We start from the raw sequence: 16,313 nt of genomic DNA, 5'->3' as shown, positions 1-16,313 counted from the left end.
CATGACTGCTACCTTTGTTGCTTAACTCAAGCTATCGGGATTTACTCCGAACGATCGCAAATGTTCCGCCAACCGTTGCGATCGCAGCTGTTCTTGTTCCAACCGCAATTGTGCCTCAGATGCTTGTTGCTGAGCTTCAGATGCTTGTTGCTGAGCCTCAGACGCCTGTTGTTTCGCTTCTGAGGCCTGTTGCTGTGCTTCTGAGGCCTGTTGCTGTGCTGCAATAGCCACTTGTTGTGCTGCTATTGCAGCTTCCTCTGGTGTTGGAACTAAATCACCATCGGGTGTAAAGTAGCGCAGTTTACCTGCTTCTACTCCTAAATACAGCCCCAGCACATCGCTCCAACGCCATCCTCGTGCATTTGGTGTAATTTCCTGATACCTGTTGCCTACCAATTCAAAACCGACAAATTCCAAATTTTCTGGCGAAAACCAGAAATATTCTGGTGTGTGAAATCGATTTTCATAAAGATTCTTCTTCAAATTGCGGTCAATATCAGCCGTACTTTCTGAAAGTAATTCAATAATCAAATCTGGATAACGACCATCTTCTTCCCAGACTACCCAAGAATTGCGCGATCGCTTTTCGGTGTTTTTGACCAAAAAAAAGTCTGGGCCGCGAAAATCTCGATTTCGCAACTGCTGACGGCTAAAATATATTGTTAAATTCGCACCTATAAAGAAATCATTACAGTCACGCCACAGCCACTCAAGGGAAGTTACTAGCAGCAGTAGCTGCATATAATGCAAGGAAGTTTCCATCTCCGGCTCATCACTTAACAACCGAGTTGCATCGGGCATCTGTTGTTCTAGCTGTTGCGCTGTGACAAACATTATCGTTGTACCTGTTTGGTTGTTGATTTAATTTTAAGCTTTTTGTCATTAGTCATTGGTCATTTGTCATTAGTCATTGGTCATTAGTCATTTGTTTTTCTTTGCGTCCCCTTCCTCATCTCCCTCATCTCCCTCATCTCCCCACTCCCCACTCCCCATCTCCCCACTTCTCCCTGAATTTATGAAAGCTGAGTCACGGATTCAGCTAAACTGAGACTTGGTTTATCTGAATTGTAATCAGGCATGGAAATCGGACAAAAGGTTAAAGTCTATCGTTTGCGCGATCGCGTTTCTTCTCCCATTGCGAAAAAACTAGGACAAGTCGGTGTTATCCAAGGCTACAAAGTCACCGATGGTATGGGAATCGGTGTAGTGGTGCTGTTTGAGGATAATTCTTCGACTTGGTTTTTTGAAGATGAAATTAAACCTGTGTAGGAGAAAGAACTCACATCGGGATTTTTCTGTTGAATCTGAAGTTGACAGCCCAAGCTGAGAGTCTTTGTTGAGTGCTAAGTTGGAGTTGAAAACACCGGCGGTAATTGGGAATCAAGTAATGGCTCTAATATTGACATTTTTGGGCAAAGGCGGCATCGCTCGTACCAAAATTGCGATCGCCGCCGCCAAATTATTGGCAAGCCAAGGCAAACGCGTACTTTTAGCAGGACTAGCAGAACCAGCACTGCCAATCCTGCTAGGTACTCCCATTGGTTCTGAACCTCAGGAAATCGCACCAAATTTGCAAGCAGTACAGTTTCAAGCATCTGTACTACTAGAAAGCAACTGGGAAGAAGCAAAGAAACTTGAGGCGCAATACCTCCGCACCCCCATATTCAAAGACGTTTTTGGTCAAGAATTGGTAGTATTGCCGGGGATGGACAGCGCCCTTGCCCTGAATGCTATCCGCGAATATGATGCCAGTGGCAAATATGATGCGATCGTTTACGATGGCACGGGTGACTCTTTAACCCTGCGGATGCTGGGATTACCAGAGTCTCTGAGTTGGTATGTCCGGCGATTCCGGCAATTGTTTGTTAACTCCGACTTAGGCAAGACAATTGTTGAATCGCCTTTGATTCAGCCACTAATTAGCAGCTTTTTCAACGTCAATTGGACAGCAGACAACTTTGCAGCTCCCACTAACCAAGTCAATAATTTCTTAGACAAAGGGAGAGCCGCTCTTACCGATCCCAAGCGTGTTGCTGCTTTTTTGGTGACGACACAAGACCCCATTGAAGTGGCAAGTACCCGTTATTTGTGGGGTAGCGCTCAGCAAATTGGTTTAACTGTTGGTGGTGTTCTCCTTGTATCTTCCGAGATCAACGTCAACCTATCAGAGGAATTTATACCATTACCTGTGAGCGTCATTCCTGACTCCCCAACAGGTGACTGGCAAATACTCATAGACGCCCTACCCAACTTTGAAGCCCAAGCAGCACAGGCTCCCAAACCAATTGAAATCGATATCCACAATCGTCAGGTACGGTTATTCTTACCAGGATTTGACAAAAAACAAGTCAAACTCACCCAGTATGGGCCAGAAGTCACGGTAGAAGCAGGAGACCAGCGGCGGAATATTTCCCTACCCCCAGCCCTAAGTGGTAAACCCATTGCTGGAGCAAAGTTTCAGAATAGTTATTTGATAATTTCGTTTTAAGGTATCGGGAATGGGGAATGGGGACTAGGGAATAGGGACTGGGGAATAGGGAAGAAAGTTAATAACCAATGCCCAATGCCCACTTGCCCTGAGCGAACGCGAGTGCGTCTCGTAGAGAAGCCGAAGGGATGCCCAATACCCAATACCCAGTACCCAATCCCCAATGCCCTATTAATAAGTAAGAATTATGTCAGAATTAACTCCCATTACTCCAGATTCCAAATCGGCTGAAGCATTAGACTCAGTGGCAAATAATCCCAGCGAGGAAGCAATAGTAACTGGCGATCGCACTGCTAAAACTCGGCAATTGCTAGGGATGAAAGGCGCATCACCAGGAGAAACTTCGATTTGGAAAATCCGTTTGCAACTGATGAAGCCCATCACTTGGATTCCCCTAATTTGGGGCGTAGTCTGTGGTGCGGCTTCTTCTGGTAACTATACCTGGACAGTAGAAAATGTGTTGAAGGTAGCAGCCTGTATGTTCCTGGCTGGGCCATTGATGACAGGTTATACCCAAATCCTCAATGATTACTACGATCGCGAAATCGATGCCATCAATGAACCTTATCGCCCTATACCCTCTGGAGCAATTTCTCTCACCCAGGTAATTACGCAGATATGGGTATTACTAATTGCTGGTATTGGGTTGTCATTTTTGCTCGATGTCTGGGCTGGTCATGAATTCCCCACAATCACAGCGATCGCCATTATCGGTTCTTTCATCGCCTATATTTATTCTGCGCCTCCCCTGAAACTCAAGCAAAACGGCTGGCTGGGTAGCTACGCCTTGGGTGCAAGCTATATTACCCTACCTTGGTCTACAGGACACGCTTTGTTTGGTGAACTCAATTCTACAGTTGTGATTTTGACAATGTTCTACAGCTTAGCTGGATTGGGTATTGCCATTGTCAACGACTTCAAAAGTGTAGAAGGCGATCGCCAGCTAGGGTTAAATTCACTACCCGTCATGTTTGGCATCACCACCGCCGCCTGGATTTGTGTACTGACAATAGATGTATTTCAAGGATTGATTGCTGCTTATCTCCTCTACATCCATGAGAATTTGTATGCAGGAATACTTCTGTTGTTAATCATCCCGCAAATCACCTTACAGAATATGTATTTCCTGCGCGATCCTGTGGCTAATGATGTTAAATACCAAGCCAGTGCCCAACCGTTTCTAGTTCTGGGAATGCTCGTTGTTGGTTTAGCGCTCGGTCACGCTGGCATTTAAGAAAACAGTGCCCAGTTGCGAGTGAGGAGTTAAGAGTTATTATTCTTACCATCTCCCGACTCCCCACTCCCTAAGCACTCAACAAATAAACTTATACTTCTATAGTGAGAAGTAAAGAATTAGGAGTTAGGAGGTAATATACTTCTAACTCCTAAGTTGTATCAGGAAATGCCGTGCTAGAAGTAATCTATTTCCTCATTCATGGAATTCAACCTTTATTAGTCCCGATTTGCTTTGTCGTTGCTTGGACTGTAATTATTCTGGCTATTTTGAATCTTTGGGCGGTGGCGCGAGATAGTGTGACTACAGCCAAGCAAATGCATCAAATCCCCTGTACTGGTTGCCAATATTTTACCGACAATTACCGACTTAAATGCACTGTCCGCCCATCTATTGCCAACACAGAAGAAGCAATTGATTGTTCTGACTATCAACCGAAGACGAATCCTTATCTTTACTAGGGATTGGGGATTGGGGATTGGGGATTGGGGACTGGGGAGAAATAACCAATGACAAATGACAAATGACTACTGACTAATTTCTAACAAAACCTTCAAAACACCGCGACTCTGAGCTTGTTCAAAAGCCGCAAGCCCTTCAATTAGCGGGTAGCTGGCGTGAATTAGGGGTTGTACGTCCACTTGTTTATTGGCTAGCAACTGGAGTGCTGGAGCAAAGGGACCGCAACGAGAGCCGATGAGGGTGATTTCATCCACTACTAAAGAAGAAGCATCAAGGCTGAGGTTGCCAGCATAGGTACTTTTAAGTACTAATGTGCCACGGGGACGTAGGGCACGACGGGCGATCGCAAATCCTTCTGGATTGCCAGTACACTCTACTGAAATATCAAAATATCCATCTGTGACAGCATTAGCGAGACCCGTTTTAATTCCCCGTACCTCTAAGTTAGCAAGTTTGTCTTGATGACGCCCTACAACTAAGAGTTCACAGCCTGTTAAGGCTAGTGTCTGCGCTACTAACTGCCCTAGTTTGCCATCTCCAACCACTAGCACCCGATTATTTGGATGCAACGGCACTTGTTGCTGAATTTCCAGAGCTGCTGCTACAGGTTCAGTAAAAGTTGCTACTTCTGTTGGCACATTATCAGGTACTAAATGTAGGTTCTCCACTGGCAAGGAGAGATACTCAGCAAAAGCCCCGTGGCGGTTAACAATTCCAAGAACAGTGCGGTTTTCGCAGTGAGTCGGTTGTCCGCTGCGGCAAAAACGACAATGACCACAGACAGCGTTGATTTCTCCAACTACACGTTGGTTAACTAAGTGTTCTGGCCCTTGTTCGACAACGCCGACAAATTCATGACCTAAAATACCAGTATAAGGATAGTAGCCTCTGAGTAATTCTAGGTCAGTGTTACAAATACCCGCACGCAAGACGCGCACCAAAGCTTCTCCCGGTGGCGGCTCAGGAATGGGAATATCTGTGCGTAGTTGCAATTGGTTGTTTTCGAGCCAAAGTCCTTTCATTACTGTTTCAGGGGTAATAAAAAAAGGTAGTATGCGCCGGATCAATCGGTATATAGTATAACAACTTCTCCAGGATGAAATATAAAGCTAGAAGCAGCACAATAAGCTTCTGGCTTTTAATACCGATTTGAAAAATGATTGCAACAATTGATCGCTAAAAGCGGCTATTAGTCTGTCAAGATGATTTTGAGTCTCTTGTTTTTCTCTTTCTTTGCGTTCTTTGCGCCCTTTGTGGTTCGTTTATTTATCTAACAAAACTAAGTTGACAGACTACTATTGTGGGTGAATATTTTTTTATTTGGAAGTTCCTTACAGCAAAAATGCGTATAAAATTGCCTAAATTGTCCAGAATAATTTAATTTACGAGTCGCAAAAGCTGCTTTTGAAGTCGCAAAAGCAGCTTTTGAATCAGAAATTACAGCACTGGCGATGCACCACCCGCTAAAAAGCCCATTCCTTAATACTTTTGACTTTTAACTTTTGACTTTTAACTTCACGGCGGTACTACTCCCTTTATTTCCTAAAACAGAAATAATCCAAAATCTAAAATCCAAAATCGTTTAACTCACTTCAATTTTTTTTAACCAAGTAACCAGATCATTTGAGTCAAGTGCTATCTCGCTTCCTAAGGTTTTGATATAAAGAAGTCCATCACTAATAATTAAATCTCTAATTGGATACCATGAATCTCGCGTCCTAATCAAAAGTTCCAAGGGAATACCTGGCCTTAAGGTATACTTGCGATATTTCCACCAAGCCCGCCATAGCAGCACAGATTTAGTACACTGCATCTCATAGCCTTTGGGAATTTCGCAGTATTGATACTGATAGAAACCCCGACTATCGATTTCTCCCTTGAGGATATAACTATATTCTGCTAATGCCTGATTGATCAATTCCCAATGGGATGAGTTTGGAGAAATCGAGAATTGACATGGTGTGTTAGATATTTGTGCGATCGCAATCAGACCTTCAGATTTTGCAGTCAGTTGGTTAGTTTTATAAACTGTTTGCGCTGTTAAAGAAGGGTTTGATAACAAAATGTCTTTTTTGTGGATAGAGTTTTGGATAAACTCTCGAATCAAATCTAGATTAGACAACATAAAGTTTTATATGTCGTTGTAGTCACATGGGTTAGGACAGTGTTAATTGCAAGAGAGCAATGAAGTAACTGAGTTTATACTCAGCACTAAGCACTAGGTACTGGGCACTTTGCTATAGTCAGTGACCCAGTGTAAGGGAAGCCCCAACACATTGCAAATTACCATTTATACTGTTACTGTCACTTGCCAAATGATGGACGGGATTTTTAATTATACTGAAACCGTTCTTTGTCAGTGGTTTCATTTTGTTTTATTTTATTCAAGGGATGCTGCCTAAAGAGTTTTCTTTCTAGGCAGCCAATTAGCACTTTAAATTTTTACGCCTTCGAGAAAAGGTTCAAATATCGGAACTAACTCTGGGCGACTAACCACGAGGGTGGGAAAAGAGCGATCGCTATAATCTTCACCCGCTGATAAAGGAAATGGTTCAGAATTCAGTGATGACCAAACCCCCCCAGCAGCCTGGACAATTACCCAAGCCCCTGCTAAATCCCAAACTTTTGGTGTCGCTTCAATTCCGCCCAGAGTCGCCCCAGTAGCAACTGTCAAAAAGTTATAGCTAGCCACACCCAACATCCGAATTTTGCAGGGAAAGCCGTTGCGGATAATTGCCGTGCTGCGGGAACAGAGGTTAAAAAAATGATTGTTGCTGGGACTATCACTACTGGTGTGGATGGGATGATGGTTGAGAAATGCTCCAGTTGGTGTGGTTATCCCAGATGAACCCGGCCAAAAACCATGAAAAGCTTGATTCAGGGGTGGTGCGTAAACATAACCAAAAATTGGAGTGCCTTGATACAGTAAACCCAGAGAAATCGACCAGATGGGAATACCGCGTGTGAAGTTGGTTGTACCATCAAGAGGGTCAATTACCCAGCACCACTCAGTACCGGGAAAAGAGCGTTCGCTTTCTTCGCTCAAAATACCGTAGCCAGAGAAATTAGAAGCGATCGCATCCCGAATTTCCTGATCTGCCCATTTATCAGCTTGGGTTACCAAAGTGCCATCGGCTTTTTGCGAAGCCTGTACTTGCCCAAAATCTTGCATTAGCTGCTTACCCACCCTGGTAGTGGTTGTTTGGGCAAAATCAAGAATTGTTGTCCAAAAATCATTCATTGATTAATTCTCGCGCAAAGGCTCTGTTGAGCCAAGATTGGTAGATTCGGGTTTTGGCTGGTGAAGTTTTCACTTTAGTCTAAATCACTTTGTAAAACAGAAGTGATCGCTTGTTTGGTATTTGTTTGAAATTCCGCCACATTCACTCGGTTGAGAAACCAAATCGACAGCACCATTCCCACAGCTTCTAAGGCAAATACTAGTCCATAGGCTAAAACTAAGTTGGGTAGAAGTTTGCGCCCCAAATCCAATAATGTACCGCCGATAACCACCGCTAATCCCCTGGATAGGGACTGCGCTAGCCCCCACGCCCCAATAAACGTACCTGCGGCTTCGGCTGCTGTGAGATCCAACATCAAACTAATTGCTGCTGTGGTTAAGAAACCCGCGGCCAAACCAAACAAAACTAAACCTAATTTCAGGAAGGCTGGATTAGCAGAAAATCCCGATATAGCTAACAACCCGGCGGCGAATGCCACTAAAACACAGCCCAGGCGTGCAGTTCTGCGCTTACCCAAACGTGGCACAACGAAAAAGCCAGTGACACCGTAGGCAATCAGTATACCTGTTCCGTAAAAAGCATTTAGTTTAGTGCTTTCAGCGAGGGGCATCTTAAATACTTGACCGGCGTAAGGTTCCAAAATTGGGTCTTGCATGAACAAGCAGATAGTCATCACGAATAAAAAGGTGAAAAACAAACCTGTTTGCGGACTAGCCGTCAAGATTTTCCAAGCATTGCCCAGAGTAATGCTGTCTTCTCGCTGTTCCACCGTAGAACGGTTTAAGTATTGGGAGTATTTTTTTTCCACACCCAATGTTGCGGCGATCGCTAACCCAAATACAATTGCTGGGATGATAGTAAATAGTCTGTTGACGGATGCCTGTAACGTTTCTAGAGAAGCGCCTACTGTTAACGCCTCTAGTAACTTGGAACTGATAATCGCCCCAACAATAATTCCCACCATCAGCATTGACCAAACAACACCGACTACTTTAGAACGGTTATCTTCTTCAGATATATCCACCAACAAAGCAGCAAAAGCAGTACCGCTAGCACAAATTCCTAGACCGTAGACAGCAAAAATCAAAGCTAAAAGTGCTGTCCAGCCAATTGTTTGGGTTGTCCATACCCAGCCGTCTGCACTATTTCCAGTCAGATTGAGCTGCCACATTACTTTTACAGCTAAAAATGCGGCGATCGCAAATATTGCCGCCCCCACCCAAACATAAGCTGTGCGGTGATAACCCCATAACGGCTTGGCATCTGAAATCTGCCCGAACCAGATCCGGGAAGGAGCAACAAATAAAGGCAGTGCTAGAATTACTGATACCAACGTTGCAGGAATTGCTATTTCTTGAATCATGACTCTGTTGAGTACTCCCAGAGTCAAAATTGACATCATGCTCAACCCCATTTGAAATAAGCCCAGCCGGAACATGGTCAGCAAGTTGACTCTTGGCACAGATTGGGGTTTTGTTTTGGTATCAAATACTTCACCGCTTGCCATAGCTACTTTTTCGTATCGTTTCTAGGATTTAATTTCTCTCTTTAAATAAACATAAACCCTACCCGCTCGAAATCAGCGAACGAAAAGTTGAAGTTGCGATGGCTTCTCTTCGAGACGCTACGCGAACGCCCGCCATAGACATCGCACTTATTTAGCAACCAGTTATACCAACACCTCCATTAGTGTATGCTTTGGCAAAGTTGGGATTAATTTTTGTGGCTTGGTTGGTTGTAATCCGCGATGTCTACGACGGGCTATTCGGCGTCGCATAACCAGAGAATTTTAGGATGAAGTAGTGAAACGAGACTCCATTTACTATCAAATTTTTAAGCGTTTTCCTGGTTTACTCTTTGAACTAGTCGATCGCCCTCCTCTTCAAGGGCAAAACTATCGATTTGAATCACTTGAAGTCAAAGAAACCGCTTTTCGTATCGATGGTGTATTTTTACCTCCAGAGGATGCAACATCCAGAGTAATCTTTTTTGCTGAAGTTCAATTCCAAAGAGATGAAGCCCTCTACCATCGGTTATTTACTGAGTCGCTGATGTACCTGAACCGGAATCGTTCTCAATATGATGACTGGTTCTGTGTGGTAATTTTTTCATCACGCTCTTTGGAACCAAGGGATCAAAAAACTCATAGAATATTTCTCAACAGTGACCAAGTACAGCGAATCTATTTAGATGAGTTAGCCGCTACTGATCAGCAGCCAATAGGCATCAACTTAATGCAGTTGACTCTAGCATCAGATCAAGTGATGGCAGAGCAAGCAAAGCAATTGATTGAGCGGGTAAAATTAGAGTCAACGGACACGCTGCCGAAAAACGAAATACTAGACATCATCACCACAATCGTCGTTTATAAGTTTTCTAATTTGAGTAGAGAGGAAGTTGAAGCTATGCTAGGACTGACTTTGGAGCAAACAAGGGTTTATCAGGAAGCGAAAGCCGAAGGTCGAGAAGAAGGCCGAGAAGAACGAGAGGCTGAAATGTTAAAACTTACTGTACCTCTGTTACTAAAAACAGGGATGAGTATGGAAGAGATTGCTCAACACCTCAACGTTGATATAGAAGCTGTCCAGATTGCTGCACAGCAAGGTGCATAGAATAGGCGTTTTATGTTTCTAACCTGGCTTTTGCAAAATGGCTACTGAGCATAGTGGCGTGGCAAGCTTAAAATGGTGCATTAATAAACTCTTGTGGGGTGGGCATCCTGCCCGCCCGGAGGGGTGAGGACACCCATCCCACAATAAAATCTATTGCAACATTTTAGCCTTGCCATGCCAATAGGGTGGGACATAAAAAAATTCCCTGTTTAAGCCGCTATATTTTTCAATTCAAAGTAATAAACAGCTGTTGTTTATGCTCCAGATAACCATTTTTCTTGTACATTAGCTTTCTGAATAGGTGTGGAAGAACTCTCGCGCCAGAGAGTTAACAGCTTTTGAATATATTGCCTACCTTCATAATCTGTTCTAGCAGCTTCAAGTAAATTACTAACAATCCATTTTGCGGCTGTGTCCTCTTCTTTAGTAAGTAGACATAGACAAGATGTAATAGCTTTTACATACCAAGTTCCAACCTCAGGATTGTAGAATTCTACTATTTGATGTTTGAAATTCAAAAAATCCCTAGTTCCATCAGGATGTAAAAGAAGTGCTATCATTGCTGCTGCTCTAATATTTTGAGCTAAACTCAAGTTTTGATAAATTTGACTCAAATAAGAGGTTTCATGAATCATTTCATAAATTATTTTACTGATAACTTCAAGATCTTCGTCAACCCTTCTACTACGATAAGCATTCCTGTGGTTGATAAATGAATTCAGTAAAAAGTTTATTATATGGGGTAGTAAAGGAGCCTCTAATGGCAGATTTATCTTAAAAGATGAAAAATCCAATAATGATGTATCTTCACATATAGGTTCTAAAGATGCTAATAAGAAAGCAGTACGCAATTCATGTTCGCGCTCAGGTGCTTCTTTTATAAAACGTCCCCATATTCCTGGGTATGCACATAAAATTTTGGGGTTTTGTACAATCTTGTTAAGAATTATATTTAAAATTTCTAAATTATTAACGACTTCTTCATTTCTCCACAAAAAAATAGCAGCAAATGTATATTCATCTACTAAATTTTTCCATAAATCTATGCTAAATCTTTTTCGGGTTTTTCTAATAACCATTTGTTGGCGTTGTACGAACGACAGTTCTATATCTTTATTATCAAATAATTTTTCAAAGTATTGATATTCCATATTATTCAAGTATTGTTTTTTTTCTGTCTCTGACTTGGACGTATTTACTAATATACCTATCCCTAAATTGGACAGTACTGTATTAAACAAATGCTCTCCTTCATCTGAAAACAAACTTATAATCTGCGCTAAAATTGAACGCTGTTTTTCTTGACTATAACGAACAATTAAATAGATTAATTGCAAAATTTTGGGAGTATTACCAAAATCATTTAAAACGTTAAGTTCATATTTTTTTTCTCTCCAATTTAGCTGGCTATCAAAAATTTCGACAATCGAATAATCTCTAATATTTTTATTTTTATTATTAGGAAATATATATTTTTGAGATTCTAAAAGAATCTGGAAACAATTCAATTGATTGGATGAAAGACCCATATCACTAGCAATATTACAAGAATTCTCAATGTTAAAGTTAAGAATTTCTATACATGATTCAAATGCTTGCTTTGTAAGAGAAGCCCATTTTAGACTTAGTATAATTTTTACAATAGTTGTTAGAACCCAATGCTTAACAGGATTAGATTGTCTTCCCATTTTGCCATCTCGAGTTAATAGATTTGAAGTTAAAACACATGAAATGTAATCAGATGGTGATGCAATTATAAAATTGCTAACTTCTTCTACTTTCTCATGATTGTCTGGCAATATATTAACTAAGACAATAGCTGCACCTACACTTTCAGTCAGATTCTTGTCGTGTAAGCATGAAATCAAAAAACTGTATAGCCATGACTGTGAATTCGGCCGACTTACTTGTATTAAAGGATAAAGCAATTCAATTTCTAAAGAAGCAGTTAATGGTTCAAGGCATTTTCGGAATTGCTGACGAATACGTTTATCTTGCTCTAATACCCCTTCCTGTAGCAATCGTGCAGCTAGAATAGCACCACGCCCAAGCCTGCGTTTCAATAGACGTAAATTTTCATCATCTCCTTCGTTAAAATTTTCTAGCACTGCAACTACTACTGCTAGTTCTGTTCTACGCCCATTCTCAACTAGAGCACTTAACAAAAAATGCATAACTTCACGCCAATGAGCATCACCAGCTATTAGCTCAACTCTTTCACGTAATTCCTCTGCACTCACAGATTCATAAATAAATTCTGCTGCAAAAAATTCTTGTAATGGGCGAATATCGAAACGTACATAATTACCATCAACGGGTGTACTGACCAGAACTAGTCTGTCTGTTGTCGCTTGCATTAACACATCAACAGTTTCATCTATTTCTGTTTCTACCATCTGCGATACTGCATCTGTAATGAGTTTTTTAAACTCATGATTACGATCTAACTTTGTCTGAGCGCCCTTACTCAATTCTGCTCTAGCATGTAAAACAAATCCAAGGCGATTATGTACTGTTTTCAGTAATTGCTCTTCTTCACTTAAAAGTTTAGCTAATCTTTTATCCAGCAGATTCCTGTTTGCTTCTCTTTTTCTAATTACTTGATAAAAATTCGTAAATAATTTCCATCTTCTTTCAGGGGGTTTTTCACCACCTCGTACTACAATTGCCATTATATGAGACTGTAAAGGTGTAGTCATCAATTCACGGACGGCTGGAGATTGAATAGCAGATATCAATATTTGTAGAGCTTTTTTTGCTTCACTTGGAGAGCGATTTAGTTCTAGTACTGGTTTGGCACATTCTATAGCTTGTTGTGGAGAAAGATTTATCAATTCGATAGTGGGGCCATCTAAATCTTCAAATTGTCCTGAATATCCTTGAGGACGAGATGTACATAGAGTTAGAAAATCAGCATTGATTTCCACAGCCACATCATTTACAAAGCGACACACTTCTGTAGCAACGGCGTCTTTAACATCTTGAGGAACTTCATCAAGTCCGTCAAAAATGATCGCCCAGCTACGATTTCCTAGTAATCGTTTGAGTGTTCCAACATGAACTTGTTGCTCAATACCACCAGAAATAAAATAGGCTAAGTATGTTAAGATACCACGAGGCTTATTTCTTTCTTGTTCTCCAAACCATTGAGCAAATTCTTTTAGCTCAATACTAATAGGTATTCTAGGTACTGTAGGCCAAAAACCGTTCTTTTCAGTAGCTTTGCGAATTTCAGATGCTAAGGTCTTTTGTTTTGTTGGAATCTGAGATATATCTTTATTTACAATTAATGCTGCCCGTTGAATTTGACAAAAGAATTGAGTAATTGTTGATTTTCCCTGTCCTGGACCACCTTTTATAAACCAGACTCTAGCTCGTGATGGATGCTTGCTCCAAATTTGCCAATCCTTGGTGTCTGGTTGTTGCTCATCAATACGATGACATCTGGCAGATGTTTTTACCAACCAGGGCATTACTAAGTCTTGACAGTTATATTTATGACAACGAAATGGGAGATCAACGAAAAGTTGGTGAATACCTGGGCTTTCTCCAGCAGAACCAGCTTGCTCTAGTTTGGTGTATTGTTGGTCATCAAGTTGAGATAATATTAAAAAGCGAAGGATTGTTTTAGCCTCAGCTTGTGCATCCTTAAGTTGATTAAAAATTTCGGTCAAGATATTTCCTGGTGTTAGGAAATGCCTGTAATGATCGCTAATTTCAGGATTAAGTATTAATAAATCAAGGATTTTACGCCCACCCCATATATGAAAGTTATCTTTCAGTTCAGGGAATTCGTTAGCCACCAATTCTCTTGCTTTATCAAATGCACCAGTTTCTGGAACTCCTGAAGGATCGATATTAGTTGCAACAATCCAGTTGTCTGGTAATTTCCGTCCAGATTCAGGATTTTTAAATTCTTTTAACTCTGCTTGAATCTGGTTTAATAACCATTTCTGACTATCCTTAGAAAGATTAGGCTTATGAAACTTAGATTGTAAGTACCAACATCCAGACCAGCGGTCTGTTTCACTTGGATACGGCGCTTCTCCTTCAAAATATCCATCACGCCCACCATCAGATCCTGGACTAAATCCTGTTAGTCCAAGCCCAAGGGCACGTAAAGCAAGATGATTTACCAAATGCTCAAAAGTATTTGGATCTAGCTGGGTTAAATCATAGCTATCAGGCATCGAGTTTAAGAATTATGGGATGTTTGAACAATTTACAAAGAAAGGCAGAGGGCAGAGGGCAGAGGGCAGAAAGAAGTATTAATAATAACTTTAGTTGTCGGTCTAAAGCCCATTAGTATAAAAAAATTTGTATCGAGACACGTAGCGCCAGATACAAAGCGTCCTTGCTTCAATCCCACTTTTAAAAACGTGGGTTCCCTTCTGCCTTCGTACTTCTTGAGTGATCGTGTGCAATGCCCCACACCCAATTTTGTCTGTAACGCTACACTAAAAAAGTAAAGAAATGTAAATAAATTAAATTTTGCAACCGTGGAAAATATCACATTGGGGCAAAATGGCCCAGTTGTTACACCCTTGTGCATAGGTACTTGGGCTTGGGGTGATAAACTCTTTTGGAATTATGGCAATGACTACGGCCCAGAACAGTTAAAAGAAGCCTTCACCGCAGCGCTACAAGCTGGTATTAACTTCTTCGACACTGCTGAAGTCTACGGAATGGGATTATCAGAGAAATTTTTGGGGCAATTTATGCAACAGACACAACAACCTGTGCAAATTGCCACCAAATTTGGTCCTCTACCGTGGCGATTTACAGGTCAATCCGTCTCTGATGCTTTAACGCAGAGTCTCAAACGTCTACAAGTAGAGCAAATCGACCTCTACCAAGTACATTGGCCTTTTGCTTTCTTTTTAAGCCAAAAAACTCTGATGAATGCCTTAGCCGATGAAGTGAAGCGGGGTAGAATTGCCGCAGTCGGCGTGAGTAATTACTCAGCAGAGCAAATGCGAGACGCTCATCAAATATTGGCAGACCGTGGAGTGCTTTTGGCTGTGAACCAAGTACGCTATTCTTTACTCAGTCGCCAAATTGAAAGCAAGGGTATTGTGGCAACTGCCCGTGAGTTGGGTGTGACTCTGTTGGCTTATAGTCCTTTAGCTCAGGGATTACTCACAGGCAAATACACTATTGATAGTGCTGAAATTCCCACTGGTGCGAGAAAAATAGACCCACGATTTAGTAAAGAAGGCTTACAAAAAATTGCACCAGTAATATCTTTGCTACGCAGTTTTGGAGAAAAATACGATCGCACCCCAGCCCAAGTTGCTCTCAATTGGTTAATTTCTCAGGGTAACGTCATTCCCATTGCTGGAGTGAAGACAGCCGAACATGTACGTCAAAATGCTGGCGCTTTAGGTTGGAAATTGAACGAGGATGAAATTCAAGAGTTAGAAAAAGTTAGCCGTCCCTGGCTGTAGTAGAGACGTTGCAATGCAACGTCTCTACTCAAACACCGGAGGCCAAATTTCTGACACTACTAGCTCCCAACCTGGTAATAAGTCTGGTAGTGTCAGTTTGTCGTTGTCCTGCAAAACTATTGGCTCTTGGTTGAGGCGATAAACTGTGAGCGTCAATTTGTCAGGATCAATGAGGATACCAACTGTAGATCCCAGTTGTAAAAATAGCTGAATTTTTTCTACTAATGGTTTGATTCGGTCTGACTTAGATTTGATTTCTACCATCAAGTCAGGCACTAGTTCCACAAAGTCCCGCTTGCTGATTTTAAGTCTATCAGCACGAACAAAAGACACATCGGGAGAGCGGAGATTTCGTTTTTCGTTATCAGCTTCTTTGCCATTTTCCGTTTCTAACGTAGGCAAAATAAAACCAGCGCTAGAACCAGTCACCCATCCGAGTCTTTTTGGACGCACCCAATTACCTAGCTGCCGCGCAAACTCTACACCTATTTCTTCTGACTCATAATCTGATGGTCCCATAACAAGTATGTTTCCGTCTACCAGCTCCATCTGCCATTCTGGATGCTCTGCTTGTAGTTGCTCTAAGTCTGGAATAGTGAACATAATACTAATTCGTAATTCGTAGTTCGTAATTCGTAATTAATACACATTCAAAAAAGCTTGATATAGCGGCTTTTCATAACCTCACCTTGTTCCAAAAATAATACTTACTTTCTTTCCCAATTTGGCATAAGACCACGAAGAATGCATCTTTAATTCATCTTCTTACAAACTTGTAGAAGAAGTTACCCAAAAAGTCAAAAAGTCAAGAGTCCAAAGTCAAAATCT

The 16,313-nt window shown here is 41.5% G+C and carries 13 protein-coding genes; 6 read left to right on the top strand and 7 right to left on the bottom strand.

Translation table 11 applies throughout. The annotated features are described in order from the left end of the window. Nucleotides 1-21: 21 nt before the first annotated feature. Nucleotides 22-834, bottom strand: coding sequence for a Uma2 family endonuclease (locus IQ276_RS09550; RefSeq protein ID WP_235115549.1), 813 nt, complete (start codon nucleotides 832-834; stop codon nucleotides 22-24). 243 nt (nucleotides 835-1,077) lie between these two features. Here IQ276_RS09550 and petP point away from each other — a divergent pair, with 243 nt between their 5' ends. The 4 genes from petP (at nucleotide 1,078) to IQ276_RS09530 (ending at nucleotide 4,183) form a co-directional block, all read left to right on the top strand. Beyond that, nucleotides 1,078-1,269, top strand: a complete 192-nt coding sequence (gene petP / locus IQ276_RS09545; protein WP_190881399.1) for a cytochrome b6f subunit PetP — start codon at nucleotides 1,078-1,080, stop codon at nucleotides 1,267-1,269. A 118-nt stretch (nucleotides 1,270-1,387) separates the two neighbouring features. Beyond that, on the top strand, nucleotides 1,388-2,488 hold the full coding sequence (locus tag IQ276_RS09540; RefSeq protein ID WP_193924501.1) for a Get3/ArsA fold putative tail anchor-mediating ATPase NosAFP: 1,101 nt from the start codon (nucleotides 1,388-1,390) through the stop codon (nucleotides 2,486-2,488). A 187-nt stretch (nucleotides 2,489-2,675) separates the two neighbouring features. Then, nucleotides 2,676-3,722: a chlorophyll synthase ChlG gene (gene chlG / locus IQ276_RS09535; protein ID WP_190881401.1), complete on the top strand. Its 1,047-nt coding sequence runs from the start codon at nucleotides 2,676-2,678 to the stop codon at nucleotides 3,720-3,722. Between the two features lie 173 nt (nucleotides 3,723-3,895). Further along, nucleotides 3,896-4,183 carry a hypothetical protein gene (locus IQ276_RS09530; protein WP_190881402.1) on the top strand — a complete coding sequence of 96 codons (288 nt, stop codon included), beginning with the start codon at nucleotides 3,896-3,898 and terminating at the stop codon, nucleotides 4,181-4,183. 66 nt (nucleotides 4,184-4,249) lie between these two features. Here the strand turns inward: IQ276_RS09530 and IQ276_RS09525 are convergent, their stop codons facing one another. From IQ276_RS09525 to IQ276_RS09510, 4 genes are all read right to left on the bottom strand, one after another. Beyond that, nucleotides 4,250-5,206, bottom strand: coding sequence for an MDR/zinc-dependent alcohol dehydrogenase-like family protein (locus IQ276_RS09525; protein WP_193915917.1), 957 nt, complete (start codon nucleotides 5,204-5,206; stop codon nucleotides 4,250-4,252). A 560-nt stretch (nucleotides 5,207-5,766) separates the two neighbouring features. Further along, nucleotides 5,767-6,309 (bottom strand): hypothetical protein, encoded by a 543-nt coding sequence (locus IQ276_RS09520; RefSeq protein ID WP_193915914.1) that lies wholly within the window; start codon nucleotides 6,307-6,309, stop codon nucleotides 5,767-5,769. 309 nt (nucleotides 6,310-6,618) lie between these two features. Next, nucleotides 6,619-7,425 (bottom strand): inositol monophosphatase family protein, encoded by an 807-nt coding sequence (locus IQ276_RS09515; RefSeq protein WP_193915911.1) that lies wholly within the window; start codon nucleotides 7,423-7,425, stop codon nucleotides 6,619-6,621. A gap of 74 nt (nucleotides 7,426-7,499) precedes the next feature. Next, nucleotides 7,500-8,933 carry a BCD family MFS transporter gene (locus IQ276_RS09510; protein WP_193915908.1) on the bottom strand — a complete coding sequence of 478 codons (1,434 nt, stop codon included), beginning with the start codon at nucleotides 8,931-8,933 and terminating at the stop codon, nucleotides 7,500-7,502. Between the two features lie 295 nt (nucleotides 8,934-9,228). On the opposite strand from IQ276_RS09510, the gene IQ276_RS09505 reads away from it, so the two are divergent. Continuing rightward, nucleotides 9,229-10,038 carry an Rpn family recombination-promoting nuclease/putative transposase gene (locus IQ276_RS09505; RefSeq protein WP_193915905.1) on the top strand — a complete coding sequence of 270 codons (810 nt, stop codon included), beginning with the start codon at nucleotides 9,229-9,231 and terminating at the stop codon, nucleotides 10,036-10,038. Nucleotides 10,039-10,292: 254 nt separating this feature from the next. On the opposite strand, the gene IQ276_RS09500 is transcribed toward IQ276_RS09505, so the two are convergent. After that, nucleotides 10,293-14,228: an NACHT domain-containing protein gene (locus IQ276_RS09500; RefSeq protein ID WP_193915902.1), complete on the bottom strand. Its 3,936-nt coding sequence runs from the start codon at nucleotides 14,226-14,228 to the stop codon at nucleotides 10,293-10,295. Between the two features lie 309 nt (nucleotides 14,229-14,537). Here IQ276_RS09500 and IQ276_RS09495 point away from each other — a divergent pair, with 309 nt between their 5' ends. Then, on the top strand, nucleotides 14,538-15,485 hold the full coding sequence (locus IQ276_RS09495) for an aldo/keto reductase (protein ID WP_193915898.1): 948 nt from the start codon (nucleotides 14,538-14,540) through the stop codon (nucleotides 15,483-15,485). A gap of 24 nt (nucleotides 15,486-15,509) precedes the next feature. Here IQ276_RS09495 and IQ276_RS09490 read toward each other — a convergent pair whose 3' ends face one another. After that, nucleotides 15,510-16,088, bottom strand: coding sequence for a Uma2 family endonuclease (locus IQ276_RS09490; RefSeq protein WP_193915895.1), 579 nt, complete (start codon nucleotides 16,086-16,088; stop codon nucleotides 15,510-15,512). Nucleotides 16,089-16,313: the final 225 nt, after the last annotated feature.

Source organism: Desmonostoc muscorum LEGE 12446, from assembly GCF_015207005.2.
Taxonomy (GTDB): domain Bacteria; phylum Cyanobacteriota; class Cyanobacteriia; order Cyanobacteriales; family Nostocaceae; genus Nostoc; species Nostoc muscorum.
The sequence above is the reverse complement of the archived record's forward strand: the minus strand, read 5'-3'. Positions and strand labels throughout refer to the sequence as shown.

Excerpts from the sequence above, each read along its gene's own strand:
- IQ276_RS09550 (WP_235115549.1), bottom strand. The coding sequence starts at position 834 with ATGTTTGTCACAGCGCAACAGCTAGAACAACAGATGCCCGATGCAACT.
- petP (WP_190881399.1), top strand. The coding sequence starts at position 1,078 with ATGGAAATCGGACAAAAGGTTAAAGTCTATCGTTTGCGCGATCGCGTT.
- IQ276_RS09540 (WP_193924501.1), top strand. The coding sequence starts at position 1,388 with ATGGCTCTAATATTGACATTTTTGGGCAAAGGCGGCATCGCTCGTACC.
- chlG (WP_190881401.1), top strand. The coding sequence starts at position 2,676 with ATGTCAGAATTAACTCCCATTACTCCAGATTCCAAATCGGCTGAAGCA.
- IQ276_RS09525 (WP_193915917.1), bottom strand. The coding sequence starts at position 5,206 with ATGAAAGGACTTTGGCTCGAAAACAACCAATTGCAACTACGCACAGAT.
- IQ276_RS09520 (WP_193915914.1), bottom strand. The coding sequence starts at position 6,309 with ATGTTGTCTAATCTAGATTTGATTCGAGAGTTTATCCAAAACTCTATC.
- IQ276_RS09515 (WP_193915911.1), bottom strand. The coding sequence starts at position 7,425 with ATGAATGATTTTTGGACAACAATTCTTGATTTTGCCCAAACAACCACT.
- IQ276_RS09510 (WP_193915908.1), bottom strand. The coding sequence starts at position 8,933 with ATGGCAAGCGGTGAAGTATTTGATACCAAAACAAAACCCCAATCTGTG.
- IQ276_RS09500 (WP_193915902.1), bottom strand. The coding sequence starts at position 14,228 with ATGCCTGATAGCTATGATTTAACCCAGCTAGATCCAAATACTTTTGAG.
- IQ276_RS09490 (WP_193915895.1), bottom strand. The coding sequence starts at position 16,088 with ATGTTCACTATTCCAGACTTAGAGCAACTACAAGCAGAGCATCCAGAA.